Below are 16,867 nucleotides of genomic sequence, written 5' to 3'. Positions count from 1 at the left end.
GTTTGCGTATAATATAATTATATCGAATAGTTTGAATTATTAATAAAAAAAAAGGAGGGAAATTTATTGGAACAAAAACCTTGGCTCAAATTATATCCAGAGGAAATTCCTTTTGAGCTCTCCTATGGAAATACACCATTGCCAGCCTTTTTGAAGGAAGCTGCCGAACAGTTCCCGGACCTGACTTCAATCCATTTTATGGGGAAGGAATTGAAGTTCAAGGAAGTTTATCATTCAGCGCTAAAATTTGCAGCATATCTCAAACAGCTAGGGCTGCAAAAAGGGGACCGGGTGGCAATCATGCTGCCGAACTGTCCGCAATCAGTCATTACATTTTTTGGGACGATGCTCGCAGGCGGTGTAGTTGTTCCGACTAACCCGCTTTATATGGACCGTGAACTTGAATACCAAATGAAGGATTCAGGGGCTAAAGTTATCGTAACGATGGATATTTTGTATCCCCGTACAGCAAGGGTAATGCCTAACACCAAACTTGAACACATTATTGTAACCGCTATCAAAGATTTCCTGCCATTCCCGAAGAACTTGATTTATCCATTTATCCAAAAAAAACAGTATGGCATTACGGTGCAAGTGGAGCATCACGGACACAATCACTTACTTAAAGAAATTTTAAAAGGTACAGTACCCGAAGAAATTGAGTTGTCGATAGACTTTGAAAATGATCTTGCAGTTCTTCAATATACGGGTGGTACTACCGGTTTTCCAAAGGGAGTCATGCTGACACATAAAAACCTTGTCGCCAATGCAAAAATGTGCGCTGCCTGGCTGTATAAAGCACGCAAGGGAAAAGAAAGCGTACTCGGGATTATTCCTTTTTTCCATGTGTATGGAATGACAACCGTTATGTTCTTATCTATTATGCAAGGCAATAAGATGATCCTGCTGCCTAAATTCGACGCAGAAACAGCACTAAAAACAATCCAAAAACAGCGCCCGACACTCTTCCCAGGGGCTCCTACGATCTATATCGGATTATTAAACCATCCAGAATTAACGAAGTATGATTTATCTTCAATCGATGCCTGCATAAGCGGTTCTGCACCATTGCCTGTTGAAATACAGCAAAGGTTTGAAGAAGTAACGGGCGGGAAGCTTGTCGAGGGCTATGGACTGACAGAAACGTCTCCTGTTACCCATTCCAATTTTGTATGGGATCGTCCGAGGGTAAAAGGAAGCATTGGAGTTCCGTGGCCCGATACTGACGCTGCTATTATTTCTGCAGAAACAGGAGAGCCTTTGCCGCCAAAAGAAATAGGCGAAATAGGAATTAAAGGTCCGCAGGTAATGAAAGGATATTGGAACAGGCCGGATGATAGCGAACAGGCTTTCAGAAATGGCTGGTTCTTGACCGGCGACATCGGATACATGGATGAGGAAGGCTATTTTTACGTGGTGGACCGGAAAAAGGATATGATTATAGCTGGCGGTTTTAACATTTATCCGAGGGAAATAGAAGAAGTCCTTTACGAGCATAGCGATGTACAAGAGCTTGTCGTCGCGGGAATTCCAGACCCTTACCGCGGTGAAACCGTTAAGGCTTATATCGTCCTGAAAGAAGGAGCTGCAGTAACAGAGGAAGAACTGAATCAGTTTGCGAGAAAGCATTTGGCTGCCTATAAAGTTCCGCGGATTTACGAATTCAGGAATGAATTGCCTAAAACAGCTGTCGGAAAAATTCTGCGGCGTGTGCTTGTGGATGAGGAAAAACGAAAGTTTGATGAAAGAAAAGAAGCATAAAGATATATTCCCGGGCCATAAAACTGGCTCAGGTTTTTGTAAGTCCTGGACATGCCTTTGGAGTAATGGATAAAATATAAAAAAAGGATTAATTACAAAAGAAAATTAACACAAATGAATATCTGAATGGAAGCGACACAAAGCCAGTTTTCTCTTGACAGACAGGTCACGTCAGCTTATGATAAAATTATGAATGATGATTCATTCATTTTCTGAAGAAGGGGCATTATCATTGAATAAGAACAGGCCAAAATATAAACAAATTATTGATGCAGCGGTAATTGTTATTGCTGAAAATGGTTATCACCAAGCGCAGGTTTCAAGGATCGCAAAGCAAGCAGGCGTGGCTGATGGAACGATTTATCTATATTTCAAAAACAAAGAAGATATCCTGATTTCTTTATTTCATGAAAAAATGGGTTATTTTGTTGAAAAAATTGAAGAAGAAATTAAAGGAATCGACACGGCAACGCAGAAATTATTAGTGATGGTCGAAAAACATTTTGAGATTCTGTCTGAAGATCGCCATCTCGCCATTGTAACCCAGCTTGAACTAAGGCAGTCCAATAAAGAGCTAAGGCACAGGATTAATGATGTATTGCGGGGTTATTTAAATCTAATCGACGAAATTATGACGGAGGGGATAGCCAGCGGAGAATTCCGTCCGGACCTTAATCTAAGGCTGGCAAGACAAACAGTCTTTGGGACGATAGATGAAATTGCTACGACTTGGGTCATGAATGAACAAAAGTATAGCTTGACGGACCTCGCAAAGCCAGTGCATGAGCTGTTAGTTGGCGGCTGCGGCAAAAGCTAGGAGCAGGATCGGGCAGCTTGCTGCCCATCCAATTACATACTAAAAGTGTTTTCGATTAATAAAGCTAGAGGGAGGTGAAGATTTGGGATTCTTATCATACTCAATTGAGGGGCATGTGGCAGAGGTAACTATACAAAAGCCGCCTGCAAATGCACTCTCCTCAGGTCTCTTGGAAGAGCTTTCAGTGATCTTTGACGAATTCGAGATGAATGAATCAGTCAGGGTCATATTGCTTAAGGGCGAAGGAAAATTCTTTTCGGCCGGAGCAGATATCAAGGAATTCACAACAATAGGGAGCGGAGAAGAATTTGCTCAATTAGCCTCAAAAGGCCAGGATTTGTTTGAACGTATTGAAACATTTTCAAAACCGGTCCTTGCTGCTATCCATGGAGCAGCGCTTGGAGGAGGACTTGAATTGGCAATGGCATGTCATATCAGGCTGGTGTCCGAAAATGCAAAACTTGGGCTTCCTGAGCTGCAGCTCGGTCTTGTCCCGGGCTTCGCAGGTTCACAGCGCCTGCCCCGTTATGTCGGGCCTGCCAAGGCAGCGGAAATGCTGTTCACCAGCGAGCCGATCACCGGCACACAAGCGGCTCAATTTGGTCTTGCTAACCATGCATACACTGAGGAAGAGCTTTTTCCAAAGGCACGGGAGCTGGCAGCAAAAATAGCAAAGAAAAGCCCGCTGGCAATTAAGGCAGCAATCGAGCTGCTGAACTATTCGAAGACTGAATCTTATTATAAGGGCGTGCAAAAGGAAGCAGAGGCATTCGGGACCGTTTTCGTCTCAGCTGATGCAAAGGAAGGTATCAGTGCTTTTATAGAAAAAAGGGAGCCTGTATTTAAAGGGAATTAGATAGTTTAATAGTCTTACAATATACTGAATTTAACTAGGAGGAGAATACCCGTGAATATTTACGTTTTGCTAAAAAGAACTTTTGATACAGAAGAAAAAATTACTCTTTCTGGCGGGAAAATCAATGAAGATGGCGCTGAGTTTATTATTAATCCATACGATGAATACGCTGTAGAAGAAGCAATCACAGTCCGCGATGCACAAGGCGGAGAAGTTACTGTAGTAACAGTTGGTTCCGAAGAAGCTGAAAAGCAGCTGCGTACAGCACTAGCCATGGGAGCAGATAAGGCAGTATTGATCAACACAGAGGATGATCTTGAAAATGGAGATCAGTTTTCAACCGCTAAGATTTTAGCCGAGTACCTGAAGGACAAAGAAGCTGATTTAATCATTGGCGGAAATGTAGCAATCGACGGAGGATCAGGTCAGGTTGGGCCACGCGTTGCCGAGCTATTGGATATCCCATATATCACAACGATTACAAAACTTGAAATTGACGGCAAAAATGTAAGCGTTGTCCGTGATGTTGAGGGTGATTCTGAAGTAATTTCCACCACTCTTCCAATTCTTGTTACCGCTCAGCAGGGCTTAAATGAACCGCGATATCCTTCGCTTCCAGGAATCATGAAAGCGAAAAAGAAACCTCTTGAGGAATTGGAGCTTGACGACCTTGATCTTGAGGAAGATGATGTGCAAGCAAAAACAAAAACAATTGAGGTTTACTTGCCGCCGAAGAAGGAAGCAGGCAAAGTGCTGAGCGGGGATATCCCTCAGCAGGTAGCCGAACTTGTAAAGCTGCTGTATACAGAAGCAAAGGTAATATAGAAAAGCATTAGTGCCCTGAAAAGAGGAGTGATCGGCTAAGTTCGACACATCCTTGGGTGACTACGGCACTGGCACGTAGCGTGAGAGGGGGCTTTATTTGCTTCTTATGCAAAAAAAGGTGCCGGTGCTGGAGCTGACAGTAGTTATGTGGTAGAAGCATACTTATATAAAAAAGCACAGGAGGTTATATAGATGGCTAGAAAAGTTCTTGTATTGGGAGAGGTTCGCGACGGTGCCCTTCGTAATGTATCATTTGAAGCGGTTGCTGCAGCAAAAAAGGCTGCAGAAGGCGGAGAGGTTGTCGGCGTATTAATTGGTGACAGTATTCAGTCTTTAGGCAACTCATTAATCAAATATGGCGCTGACCGTGTAGTAGCAGTTGAAGACGAAAAACTTAAGCAATATACTTCAGATGGCTTCACTCAAGCTTTTATGGCTGTAGTAGAGTCAGAAAAACCAGAAGGAATATTTCTTGGACATACAGCACTTGGAAAGGATCTTTCACCACGAATTGCAAGTAAGCTGAATTCAGGTTTGGTATCTGACGTTACAGATATTGAGGAAAGCGGAGGAAACTTGGTATTTGTCCGCCCTATCTATTCCGGAAAAGCATTTGAAAAGAAAATCGTTACAGATGGCCTGATCTTTGCAACAATTCGTCCTAACAATATCACGCCGCTTGAAAAGGATGAATCCCGTTCAGGTGAGGTAACCTCTCTTTCAGCTGAAATTAAGGACCTCCGTACAGTTATTAAGGAAGTAGTCCGGAAAGCTAGTGAAGGTGTTGATCTGTCTGAAGCAAAGGTAATCATTGCTGGTGGACGCGGAGTTAAGAGCGCTGATGGGTTCAATCCATTAAACGAGCTGGCACAGGTATTGGGAGGAGCTGTGGGCGCATCCCGCGGAGCTTGTGATGCGGATTATTGCGATTACTCACTGCAAATCGGACAAACAGGCAAGGTAGTAACGCCTGACCTGTACATTGCTTGCGGAATTTCAGGAGCTATCCAGCATCTTGCCGGTATGTCCAATTCAAAAGTGATTGTTGCCATCAACAAGGATCCAGAAGCAAACATTTTTAAGGTTGCGGACTACGGCATTGTAGGGGATCTATTTGAGGTAGTTCCAATGCTGACTGAAGAATTCAAGAAATTAAAGGTAAACGCATAAAACAAACAGAAAAGACCCGGTTTTTGCCAGGTCTTTTCACTTCTTAAGGGTAAAACTAATTTTTTTCTAATGCCATGTTAAAGCTCATTGTTAATTTTGACACTTGTTAATTGGAGTGGAAGGTGCGAGACTCCTGCGGGAAAAACGGTCAAGGGAGACCCCGCAGGTGCGCTGATGAGGCTCCCGAACCGCCCGCGGAAAACGAGTGCCTGGACCGGAAATCAACAGGCAAGTTAACAGAGCCTTTTCTAAAGGGATTAAGCCACTACCATAGTTCTTGCATATGCAGCCATAAACGAATGGTAATATGGTTGGTTTAACGACTGGGTGTTTAGCTTTAAAGGATAGTGGTATATAGCTTTAACAGGTTCATTGAAAGATGCTTGCACTTTCAAAAAAAGGATAGATGACCCAATTACAGGGTAAAGTAAAATGAGGCAAATAATTAGCTGCTGTAAATAAACAATGCTATACTGTCTTTAGTTATTTACTTTACTCAATTAGGAGGCATTTAGATATGGCGATTGTAAACGTGACTGACCAAACTTTCTCTAATGAAACTAGCCAAGGTCTTGTTCTTGCAGACTTTTGGGCTCCATGGTGCGGACCTTGTAAAATGATTGCTCCCGTTCTTGAAGAACTTGATTCAGAAATGGGCGATAAATTGAAAATCGTTAAACTTGATGTTGATGAAAACCAGGAAACAGCAGGAAAGTACAGCGTAATGAGCATTCCTACTTTACTGGTATTTAAAAACGGAGAAGTAGTTGATAAAGTGGTTGGTTTCCAGCCTAAAGAAGCATTATCTGAGTTATTATCAAGACACGCTTAATATTTGCAGCTGCTCTAAACACGAAAACCTTGCCGGTGGGCAGGGTTTTCTTTCTTTTTGATAGGAAATCATAAAATGTTATGTGGATAACGAAAGTAATTGTGTATACCTCCAGCGAGGTAGGAAAAAAGCCTCGACGCTCACGGCGTTCTAGTGCCGGCGCCGCTAAAGGACGTGGTGAATTAACCGTTCTTCCTCTATCCAGGGTGCTTAAATGCTGTGCAGAATCTGCTAATTGAAAATACAGCCGAACCACTATATGATGGAATATAGCGTAAATTAGCCTGCAGTCATGCCTAGGCTTTTGATATAAAACTAACTGAGAAAGGAGGGCTAATAATGAATCAGAAAATTAAAGATAAGTTGGCCATTCTCCCTGATCAATCCGGCTGTTATTTAATGAAGGACCGCCAGGGAACAATCATCTATGTAGGCAAGGCGAAGGTTTTAAAAAATCGGGTCAGATCCTATTTTACGGGTTCGCATGACGGGAAAACCCTCAGGCTGGTGAATGAAATTGAAGACTTTGAATATATTGTTACATCATCTGATATAGAAGCACTTATTCTAGAACTTAATTTAATAAAAAAACATGATCCCAAATACAATGTCATGCTCAAGGATGATAAAACTTACCCATTCATCAAGCTTACCTCAGAAAGGCATCCCAGGCTGATAACCACCCGAAAGGTTAAAAAAGACGGGGGGAAATATTTTGGGCCCTACCCAAACGTGATCGCAGCTAATGAAACAAAAAAGCTTCTGGATCGGATATACCCGCTGCGGAAATGCACGACCCTTCCCGACCGTGTCTGCTTATACCATCATCTTGGACAGTGTCTCGCTCCATGTGTGTATAAGGTTTCTGAATCTGAGTATAAGACTATTGTCGAAGATATCACACGTTTTCTAAACGGGGGGTATAAGGACATAAAAAAAGAACTGTCTGAAAAAATGACGGCTGCAGCAGAAGAGCTGGATTTTGAGCGGGCAAAGGAATACCGTGATAAAATCGCCCATATAGAAGTAACGATGGAAAAGCAAAAAATGATGAATACCGATTTCACTGACCGGGACGTTTTCGGATATGCCTTTGACAAGGGATGGATGTGCGTTCAGGTATTTTTCGTAAGGCAGGGAAAATTGATCGAGAGAGATGTGTCTACCTTTCCGGTTTATGGTGAGCCAGAGGAAGAACTGCTTACCTTCCTTGGCCAATTTTATTCCCAGGTCAATCACTTTAAGCCAAAGGAAATCCTTTTGCCTGAATCTATCGATGCAGGGCTGGCTGAAGAATTGCTGCAAGTTAAGGTTCTCCGGCCTAAAAGAGGGCAGAAGAAGGATTTATTAAAGCTGGCCAGCAAAAATGCAACGATTGCACTTCAAGAGAAATTTTCTCTAATTGAACGGGACGAAGATCGGACAATAAAGGCAGTGGAAAGCCTCGGAGAACAGCTGGGGATTTACACCCCGCATAGAATCGAAGCCTTTGACAATTCGAATATCCAGGGAACGAATCCAGTTTCGGCCATGGTTGTCTTTATTGACGGAAAGCCGGAGAAAAGAGAGTATCGGAAGTATAAAATTAAGACAGTAAAGGGTCCTGATGACTATGAGTCAATGCGGGAAGTAATCAGAAGAAGGTACAGCAGAGTATTGAGGGAAGGCCTGCCTTTACCGGATTTGATTATTATTGATGGAGGAAAAGGCCATGTCGAGGGGGTCCGCGACATATTGGAAAATGAATTGGGGCTGGATATTCCGCTTGCCGGGCTTGTGAAGGATGAGAAACACCGAACCTCTCAATTGATGATAGGGAGCCCGCTTGAAATTGTTGAGCTTGACCGACGAAGCCAGGAATTTTATTTGCTCCAGCGGATACAGGATGAAGTCCACCGTTTTGCGATTACATTCCATCGTCAAATACGGGGGAAAAATGCCTTTCAATCGATGCTTGATGATATTCCAGGAGTAGGCGAAAAGCGGAGGAAGCTGTTATTGAAACACTTTGGATCAGTTAAGAAAATGAAGGAAGCTTCAGTGGAAGACATTATGGCTGCAGGCATTCCATCAGCATTGGCAGATGAAATCGTAAGAAAATTACAAGAATAACATTGCCACTGCCATATAGCTGTGCTATAATCATTTTTAAATTCATACGTTTAAACTTTACCATATTAAAGTGGTGATAGAGGTGCGAAATTCAATAGTACAGGTTTGGAGAAGTATGAGCTTCAACGAAAAGCCTGGAAAGGGGAAATCGCCGAAGTGGGACAGGCCTCATAGCTTGTTTTGCTGGTCCGGTATTGAATAAAAACCGGATTGTCAAGAATATTCTTGGAGAGCTATCTCACTGTGTCTTGCGTATTTTTTTGCGTACCTCACAGCAATGAGATATTATTCTCATTGCTTTTTTGTGTTTATTCGAATGAAAAAAGGTTGTTTGCAACCGATTGAGAGGGGATTACAGCGTGGGCATTATTGTACAAAAGTTCGGAGGAACTTCAGTAGGCAGTGTTGAGAAAATCAGAAATGTAGCCGAGAGAGCTATTGAAGAAGTTAATAACGGCAATCAAGTGGTTGTTGTGGTTTCTGCAATGGGAAAAACAACCGATCATTTGGTTTCCATGGCAAAGGAAATATCTTCTTATCCAAGCAAAAGGGAAATGGATATGCTGCTCACAACCGGCGAGCAAATCACGATTTCCTTGCTGGCCATGACTTTAAAGGAGTTAGGCCAAGAGGCAATATCATACACCGGCTGGCAGGCTGGGATTGAGACAGAACCTATCCATTCAAATGCAAGAATCATGAACATTGAAACAGGAAAAATCCTTGATCAGCTAAAGCAAGGGAAAATCGTTGTTGTAGCGGGCTTCCAGGGCTGGACTGCGGATGGAGAAATAACAACTCTTGGCAGAGGCGGTTCTGATACAACTGCTGTGGCCTTGGCAGCTGCTTTAAAAGCGGAAAAATGTGATATTTATACGGATGTAACTGGAGTTTATACGACAGATCCGAGGTATGTTGAAGGGGCAAGAAAGCTTCTATCAGTTTCCTATGATGAAATGCTCGAGCTTGCTAACTTAGGAGCAGGTGTATTGCATCCCAGGGCAGTTGAGTTTGCAAAAAATTATAAAATTCCTTTGCAGGTCAGATCAAGCATGGAACGGGTTCTAGGTACTATAATTGAGGAGGAAGCAACAATGGAACAAAACTTGGTAGTAAGGGGCATTGCATTTGAAGATGGTATTACCAGAGTGACAATCTGTGGGTTATCTGGAAAAATAGGTACGCTGTCAACGGTTTTCACCACTTTGGCAAAACACCATATTAATGTTGATATTATTATCCAGAGCATGACTCAGGAACAAAACAGTACTAGTCTATCCTTTTCTATCAAAAGTGATGATGTCAAAGAAACCTTGAAAGTTCTGAATACATACAAGGAGCAGCTTGATTTTTCCCATGTTGAAACGGAAACAGATCTTGCTAAAGTATCCATTGTCGGGTCCGGAATGGTATCAAACCCTGGGGTTGCTGCAGAGATGTTTCAGGTACTGGCGGAAAATGATATCCAAATCAAAATGGTCAGCACATCAGAAATTAAAGTTTCAACAGTCGTTGCTGAAGCCGAGATGCTAAAGGCTGTAAAAGCATTGCATAACGCCTTCAACCTTGAAGCAGTACCAGCAGTTTAATCCGCTGGAAAAAGAAGGTCTGCTAAATTTGCTTTTTTTGGAGAGAGAACGGGATATTCTTGAATTAGCTTCCGGATGACGAAGTTGGACTGATGGCATTCCCTTACCAGTTAAAGAAACCTTGTTTGCATATAACAAGGTTTCTCTAACATAGCGGTAACACAAAAAATATTTAGATTACTCTATATGATCCTTTGCATCACATTTGACAATTAAGATAACCTTGCCGGCACGTTTCTTCTTTTCTTCAACGGCTTCAGAAATCATATTTTTTTGCAGGGTAAGCTGTTCGGCCAGGAAACCGGCCTCTAATTGAAAATGACAGTCTGGATACATGGAGAGGCGCCGAGCGATGACATAACCCGTCAGTTCAATTTCATAAGTGTCTCGGGTTTGTTTGACAATATGGAGATTGCCCCAGCCGGCATTTTGAAAAAATGATGCTACGTCCTCTGTGCCGGCTAAAGGAAATTTCCTGGCCAGCTGCTTTCCGGCCCAATAGAGGATTTGAGCTGAATCTTTACCAAGAATATCGGGCAGCAGTATATCCTTGATCACTTCGTATCCAAACGAAGGCATTAATTCTTTTTCATTCAAGGTTATCTGGTCATTTGTCGAATTCTTATTTACCATTTTCATCTCCTCTTTCTATTCTTACATTATATACGCTTTTTGCTGGTAGCAGAATAAATTATTTCCTGGAATATATTTTTGACAAATAACTATTTTGATATATTTTAAATAAGTAATTCTGCAGAAAAGGGTATTATCTTAATAAGGTGTGTGATGTTTCAATATTTTTAATATTTCTATTTTACTAAAGAAATAATGTTGTATCCGTTTTCTTGACGCTGATAGATTGAGGGAGTAAAATGAACATGTCACTTAATTGTTAGAAAATGACGAAAAATCATTTTCGGGTTGCATTGGCGGGGGATATTGCCATGCATTGCTTTTTTTATTTATAAGGGGGGGTATTGTATGGCAAAAAATCGAGAGTTTGCCTATCGCAGGTTACATTCACTGCTGGGAGTAATCCCTGTAGGTGTGTTCCTCATTCAGCATTTAGTTGTCAATCATTTTGCAACAAAAGGACCGGAATCATTTAACGACGCGGCGCATTTTATGGAAAGCCTGCCTTTCCGGATTATTTTAGAGACGGTGATTATCTATTTGCCGCTTCTTTATCATGCTATTTATGGGATATACATAGCTTTCACTGCGAAAAACAATACTGGTAGATTCGGATATTTTCGCAACTGGATGTTTATGCTTCAGCGTGTAACTGGGATTATTACACTAGTGTTCTTAGCATGGCATGTATGGGAAACAAGAGTTCAGGCAGCATTAGGTGCAGATGTTAATTTCCAGATGATGGAGAATATCCTGTCGAATCCATTCATGCTTGCATTTTACCTGGTTGGAGTTCTCTCAGCGATTTTCCATTTTGCCAATGGTTTATGGTCATTCGCTGTCAGCTGGGGACTAACAGTAACACCGCGTTCACAAAGAATATCTACATATGTTACGATTGGCATTTTTGTCGCTCTTTCTGTAGTAGGCATTCGAACTATTTTCGCATTCATTTAATATTAGATAGATTTATTGGTCAAAGCCAGTTAGTAAGCTTTGATTAGATTAAGGGAGTGAGCAAGTTTGGGTAAAGGAAGAATTATCGTTGTCGGCGGCGGGCTGGCCGGTTTGATGGCTACCATTAAGGCTGCTGAAGAAGGACAGCAAGTTGAGTTATTCTCATTGGTTCCAGTGAAACGCTCCCACTCTGTATGTGCACAGGGCGGAATTAACGGTGCGGTTAATACTAAGGGTGAAGGGGATTCACCTTGGGAGCACTTTGATGATACAGTTTATGGAGGGGATTTTCTTGCCAATCAGCCTCCTGTAGAGGCAATGACAAAAGCCGCTCCTGCAATTATTCATATGCTTGATAGAATGGGCGTTATGTTTAACCGTACGCCAGAAGGATTACTTGATTTCCGCCGTTTTGGCGGCACGCAGCACCACAGGACAGCTTTTGCCGGAGCGACAACAGGGCAGCAGCTTTTATATGCACTTGATGAGCAGGTTCGCCGCTATGAGGTGGCAGGACTTGTTACCAAATACGAAGGATGGGAATTCCTTGGTGCGGTTATCGATGAGAGTGGGGTATGCCGCGGTATAACTGCGCAAAACCTTCAGGACATGAGAGTTCAATCCTTCCCTGCCGATGCAGTAATCATGGCAACAGGCGGACCTGGGATTATCTTCGGTAAATCTACCAATTCAATAATCAATACAGGATCTGCAGCTTCGATCGTGTACCAGCAGGGCGTTTACTACTCAAATGGAGAGTTTATCCAGATTCATCCGACGGCGATTCCTGGCGATGATAAACTTCGCCTGATGAGTGAGTCTGCCCGCGGGGAAGGCGGCCGCGTCTGGACGTATAAGGATGGAAAACCTTGGTACTTCCTTGAAGAAAAGTATCCAGCATACGGAAACTTGGTGCCTCGTGATATCGCTACACGTGAAATCTTCGATGTGTGCGTTAACCAAAAGCTTGGTATTAATGGTGAAAACATGGTCTACCTGGATCTTTCTCATAAAGATCCTAAGGAATTGGATATTAAACTTGGAGGAATCATCGAAATCTATGAAAAATTCATGGGAGATGATCCTCGAAAGGTTCCTATGAAAATATTCCCGGCGGTCCACTATTCAATGGGCGGTCTGTGGGTTGATTATGATCAGATGACTAATATTCCGGGCTTGTTTGCTGCCGGAGAATGTGATTATTCACAGCACGGTGCGAACCGTCTTGGAGCAAACTCTCTGCTATCTGCAATCTATGGCGGAATGGTTGCAGGACCAAAGGCTGTCCACTACATCCAAGGCCTTGAAAAGGGTGCAGATTCCCTTGATTCCTCTTTATTTGATGGTTACGTAAAGCAAGAAGAAGAAAAGTGGAATAATATCATGTCACTTAATGGTTCGGAAAATGCTTATGTACTTCACAGAGAGCTTGGGGAATGGATGACTGATAACGTTACGGTTGTCCGTTATAATGACAAGCTTAAGAAAACAGACGAAAAGATCCAGGAGCTTATCGAGCGCTGGAACAACATCAATATTAACGATACAGCAAAATGGAGCAACCAGGGTGCAGCATTTACCCGTCAGCTTCAAAATATGCTTCAACTTGCAAGGGTTATTACATTAGGAGCGTATAACCGTAATGAAAGCCGTGGTGCTCATTACAAGCCGGAATTCCCGGACCGTAATGATGAAGATTTCCTAAAAACAACAATGGCCAAGTTTACAGGATTAACAAGTGCTCCAGAGTTCCATTATGAGGACGTAGATGTTCACTTGATTGCACCGCGTAAACGCGACTACTCCAAGAAGAAGGGGGAAAATTAACAAATGGCCGAGAATAAAACAGTACGTTTTGTGATTACACGTCAAGACCAGCCAGATTCTGCCCCTTATACAGAGGAATTTGAAATCCCATATCGTCCTAACATGAACGTAATCTCAGCACTGATGGAGCTTCGCCGGAATCCTGTGAACGTAACAGGAAAACAAACAACTCCAGTTGCCTGGGATATGAACTGTTTAGAAGAAGTTTGCGGTGCCTGCTCAATGGTAATCAACGGCAAGCCGCGCCAATCTTGTACTGCACTCGTCGACAAATTGGAGCAGCCGATCCGTCTGGAGCCTATGCGTACCTTCCCGGTAGTCCGTGACCTTCAGGTAGACCGCAGCCGCATGTTTGACTCACTGAAAAAGGTTAAGGCATGGATTCCTATCGATGGGACATATGATCTTGGCCCTGGACCGCGTATGCCAGAAAGAAAGCGCCAATGGGCGTACGAACTTTCTAAGTGCATGACATGTGGTGTTTGCCTGGAAGCGTGCCCGAACGTGAACAGCAATTCCGATTTTATCGGTCCTGCACCTCTTTCTCAGGTGCGCTTATTCAATGCTCATCCAACAGGTGAAATGAACAAGGCAGAACGCCTGAATGCAATCATGGGTGATGGTGGACTTGCTAATTGCGGTAATTCACAAAACTGTGTTCAGTCATGCCCGAAAGGCATTCCGTTAACAACATCTATTGCAGCTTTAAACAGGGATACTACTCTACAATCCTTCCGTAATTTCTTCGGAAGCGACCAGGTATAGTTAGTAAACTCCCTTTTGACAAGGTAATTAAATAAAAAGTTCTTCAACAACAGGAGCCTTTATCTCTGGATGAAGGCTCCTGTTTTTATTGCAATGAAAACCTTGTTATCAAAGTCAATACAGTATGGAATGAAAAGCCATATTTTAATCCATATTCCATGTAAAACCCTTTCAATTAATTTCATATTCAATTAAAATATGAATGAATATTCATTCAAAGGAAGGGGTTCATCCATTTTGAGCAAAATTGCATATATACCTAATATCGAAGAGTGGGAGAAATCATTCTCATTTAAAAATGAAGTAAAAGTTCGTTTTTCAGAAACAGATATGTTCGGACATTTAAACAATACTGTCCCATTTACCTATTTTGAAGAGGCGAGAATAGAGTTTTTCAATAGTCTTGGTTTAATGCAGGATTGGGTTAGCAGCAATAGTGATACTATACCTGTTGTAGCTGATCTGCAATGCGATTTTATGAAGCAAGTGTTTTTCGATGAAACATTGTTGGTATATGTTAAAGCTAATTCTGTAGGCTCAACATCTGTGGATGTCCACTATATGGGGAAAAAAGAGGATGGTACAATATGTTTCACTGGAAGAGGGACTATGGTACAGATTTCAAGGAAAAATGGAAAACCAGTGAAATGGTCAGATGAAACAAAATATTTACTATTGGCAACAGAACACAGTAAAGTATAAAATGTTTGGTCAGCCTCTTCTTTTTGGTTCAAGTGTGTAAAAGGGCTCCTCCTGATCCCAGAAGTTTTTGTTTAAAACCAGTCACACCAGTCCTGTCTTTCACATAAGATATGATGACTAAATAGATACCCATTCCGGGTTTACGCTGGTGAAGGCAAGGAGGGTTACAATACTTGAAGGAGAACGAATTCACTCATAAGCCATTACTCACCAAAAGAGAAAGAGAAGTATTTGAGTTATTAGTTCAAGACAAAACCACAAAAGAAATTGCAGGTGAATTGTTTATCAGCGAAAAAACCGTTCGGAACCACATTTCGAATGCTATGCAAAAGCTTGGAGTTAAAGGGCGATCACAAGCTGTAGTAGAGCTCCTTCGAATGGGCGAGCTTGAGCTTTAGTGTTTTGTCGGTTAATTCTTGCCTCTGGCAGGGTGAAAAACAAATAATCCTTGTTTAATCAGAATCAATGCAGTAAGGTGGCACGGGGTTGTTATGCGTATTGGAATGTTCCATATACGCTGGAAAGCACCCTTTGTCATCTTTACTGTTTTTTTTATGAACATTGCTAGCAATAATTGAAAACCCGCAGAAAGTGGATTCGCCTTGAAATTTCATATGTTTTATACCACAATAAGATTGAGGGGTTTGCAAAAGAAGGAATAGGGAGCTGTGTAGAGAATGAGTAAAGTCCATCCAAAAACAAGCAATGCCAACAATGTTGCTGAGATAGAAAAAGAATTACGCTATATTTCAACAATCATAAAGCAAAAAGGGCGGGAAATACTAAGCAATTATAAAATAACGTCCCCGCAATTTGTCGCGCTGACATGGCTGTTTGAAGATGGAGACATGACAATTGGGGAACTCTCTAATAAAATGTATTTAGCATTCAGCACTACTACCGACTTAGTGGACCGCATGGAAAAGAATGAATTGCTGATGAGGGTAAAGGACGTAAATGATCGCCGTGTCGTCAGAATCCATTTATTGTCTGAAGGGAAGCGGATTATTGATGAGGTTATTAAAAAGCGTCAGGATTATTTAAATGCAATTCTGACTGAATTTAATGAAGAGGAAATATCATCTCTTAAGCGAAGTTTAATTAAATTACACCAAGAAATGAGAGACGAATAAGTTGAAACAAGCAATTGGAATAATCGATTCGGGAGTAGGCGGGCTGACAGTCACCAAAGAAATTATGCGCCAGCTGCCGAACGAAAGCATTCTGTATATGGGGGATACGGCAAGATGCCCCTATGGCCCCAGGCCGATGGAAGAAGTACAGCAATTTACATGGGAATTAACAAGATATTTATTAAAATGTGATATTAAAATGCTTATTATAGCCTGCAATACTGCAACCGCGGCTGTGCTGGAGGAAATTAAGGAAAACCTGCCGATCCCAGTTCTGGGAGTTATCCATCCAGGAGCCAGAGCCGCCCTTAAGGCGTCACACACTCTTCGTATTGGCGTCATCGGAACGGAAGGAACAGTAAAAAGCGAGGCTTATAAAAAAGCACTGCAATCCATTAACCGACGGGTATCTGTAGTTAGCCTTGCCTGCCCAAAATTTGTTCCTATCGTGGAGAGCGGCGAGTTTAAGGGATCGATAGTGAAAAAAGTAGTAGCCGAAACTCTTGGCCCCTTAAAGGCCAAAAATCTCGATACACTTATTCTGGGATGCACCCATTACCCGCTCTTAGGTCCAGTAATCAGCAACTATATGGGTCCAACCACAAAGGTAATTTCTTCAGGTGAGGAAACGGCTAGAGAAGCAAGCGTCATCCTGCAGCACAATGGGCTGCTGAACTCAAGCAACGATACTCCCGAGCATCGATTCTTTACGACGGGATCAAAGGATATCTTTCGGGAAATTGCTTCTTCTTGGCTTGAGAAACCAATAGACGAAGTAATTACAGTCAAACTGGCTGATCTAATGTTAAATTGAATGAATCAATTTAAGACCCCTGTCAAACTAAACTGTACCCTATAGAGTAGACACTTAAAAAAGTCTACCTATAG

General features: G+C 42.1%; 16 protein-coding genes and 1 riboswitch. Of the genes, 15 read left to right on the top strand and 1 reads right to left on the bottom strand.

Going from position 1 to position 16,867, the window contains the following annotated elements; genetic code table 11:
- Positions 1-66 precede the first annotated feature (66 nt).
- From D0469_RS05120 to D0469_RS05080, 8 genes are all read left to right on the top strand, one after another.
- The gene (locus tag D0469_RS05120) at positions 67-1,761 is read left to right on the top strand and encodes an AMP-binding protein (protein WP_117325567.1); all 1,695 of its coding nucleotides are present in this window, start codon (positions 67-69) and stop codon (positions 1,759-1,761) included.
- Between the two features lie 196 nt (positions 1,762-1,957).
- The gene (locus tag D0469_RS05115) at positions 1,958-2,578 is read left to right on the top strand and encodes a TetR/AcrR family transcriptional regulator (RefSeq protein WP_407675727.1); all 621 of its coding nucleotides are present in this window, start codon (positions 1,958-1,960) and stop codon (positions 2,576-2,578) included.
- Between the two features lie 82 nt (positions 2,579-2,660).
- On the top strand, positions 2,661-3,434 hold the full coding sequence (locus tag D0469_RS05110; RefSeq protein WP_117325565.1) for an enoyl-CoA hydratase: 774 nt from the start codon (positions 2,661-2,663) through the stop codon (positions 3,432-3,434).
- Between the two features lie 51 nt (positions 3,435-3,485).
- On the top strand, positions 3,486-4,259 hold the full coding sequence (locus D0469_RS05105) for an electron transfer flavoprotein subunit beta/FixA family protein (RefSeq protein ID WP_117325564.1): 774 nt from the start codon (positions 3,486-3,488) through the stop codon (positions 4,257-4,259).
- A 192-nt stretch (positions 4,260-4,451) separates the two neighbouring features.
- The gene (locus D0469_RS05100; protein WP_117325563.1) at positions 4,452-5,429 is read left to right on the top strand and encodes an electron transfer flavoprotein subunit alpha/FixB family protein; all 978 of its coding nucleotides are present in this window, start codon (positions 4,452-4,454) and stop codon (positions 5,427-5,429) included.
- A gap of 517 nt (positions 5,430-5,946) precedes the next feature.
- Positions 5,947-6,261, top strand: coding sequence for a thioredoxin (trxA, locus tag D0469_RS05095; protein WP_117325562.1), 315 nt, complete (start codon positions 5,947-5,949; stop codon positions 6,259-6,261).
- A 339-nt stretch (positions 6,262-6,600) separates the two neighbouring features.
- Positions 6,601-8,373: an excinuclease ABC subunit UvrC gene (uvrC, locus tag D0469_RS05090; RefSeq protein ID WP_117325561.1), complete on the top strand. Its 1,773-nt coding sequence runs from the start codon at positions 6,601-6,603 to the stop codon at positions 8,371-8,373.
- A 69-nt stretch (positions 8,374-8,442) separates the two neighbouring features.
- Positions 8,443-8,617, top strand: a riboswitch (Lysine riboswitch).
- Positions 8,618-8,732: 115 nt separating this feature from the next.
- Positions 8,733-9,962, top strand: a complete 1,230-nt coding sequence (locus D0469_RS05080; RefSeq protein WP_117325559.1) for an aspartate kinase — start codon at positions 8,733-8,735, stop codon at positions 9,960-9,962.
- Between the two features lie 177 nt (positions 9,963-10,139).
- Here D0469_RS05080 and D0469_RS05075 read toward each other — a convergent pair whose 3' ends face one another.
- On the bottom strand, positions 10,140-10,595 hold the full coding sequence (locus D0469_RS05075) for a YslB family protein (RefSeq protein ID WP_117325558.1): 456 nt from the start codon (positions 10,593-10,595) through the stop codon (positions 10,140-10,142).
- Between the two features lie 348 nt (positions 10,596-10,943).
- On the opposite strand from D0469_RS05075, the gene D0469_RS05070 reads away from it, so the two are divergent.
- The 7 genes from D0469_RS05070 to racE all read left to right on the top strand — a co-directional run bounded on the left by D0469_RS05070 (position 10,944) and on the right by racE (position 16,793).
- Complete coding sequence (locus D0469_RS05070; protein ID WP_117325557.1) at positions 10,944-11,552, top strand: succinate dehydrogenase cytochrome b558 subunit; 609 nt, start codon at positions 10,944-10,946, stop codon at positions 11,550-11,552.
- 66 nt (positions 11,553-11,618) lie between these two features.
- Positions 11,619-13,379: a succinate dehydrogenase flavoprotein subunit gene (gene sdhA, locus D0469_RS05065; protein WP_117325556.1), complete on the top strand. Its 1,761-nt coding sequence runs from the start codon at positions 11,619-11,621 to the stop codon at positions 13,377-13,379.
- 3 nt (positions 13,380-13,382) lie between these two features.
- On the top strand, positions 13,383-14,144 hold the full coding sequence (gene sdhB, locus D0469_RS05060; protein WP_117325555.1) for a succinate dehydrogenase iron-sulfur subunit: 762 nt from the start codon (positions 13,383-13,385) through the stop codon (positions 14,142-14,144).
- Positions 14,145-14,381: 237 nt separating this feature from the next.
- Positions 14,382-14,846, top strand: coding sequence for an acyl-CoA thioesterase (locus D0469_RS05055; RefSeq protein WP_117325554.1), 465 nt, complete (start codon positions 14,382-14,384; stop codon positions 14,844-14,846).
- A 173-nt stretch (positions 14,847-15,019) separates the two neighbouring features.
- The gene (gerE, locus tag D0469_RS05050) at positions 15,020-15,244 is read left to right on the top strand and encodes a spore germination transcription factor GerE (protein WP_101593148.1); all 225 of its coding nucleotides are present in this window, start codon (positions 15,020-15,022) and stop codon (positions 15,242-15,244) included.
- Between the two features lie 279 nt (positions 15,245-15,523).
- Positions 15,524-15,979 carry a MarR family winged helix-turn-helix transcriptional regulator gene (locus D0469_RS05045; RefSeq protein ID WP_117325553.1) on the top strand — a complete coding sequence of 152 codons (456 nt, stop codon included), beginning with the start codon at positions 15,524-15,526 and terminating at the stop codon, positions 15,977-15,979.
- Position 15,980: 1 nt separating this feature from the next.
- Positions 15,981-16,793, top strand: coding sequence for a glutamate racemase (gene racE, locus D0469_RS05040; RefSeq protein ID WP_117325552.1), 813 nt, complete (start codon positions 15,981-15,983; stop codon positions 16,791-16,793).
- Positions 16,794-16,867 lie beyond the last annotated feature (74 nt).

This window comes from Peribacillus saganii (genome assembly GCF_003429095.1).
Taxonomy (GTDB): Bacteria; Bacillota; Bacilli; order Bacillales; family DSM-1321; genus Peribacillus; species Peribacillus saganii.
This window is presented reverse-complemented; position numbering and strand designations above follow the sequence as displayed.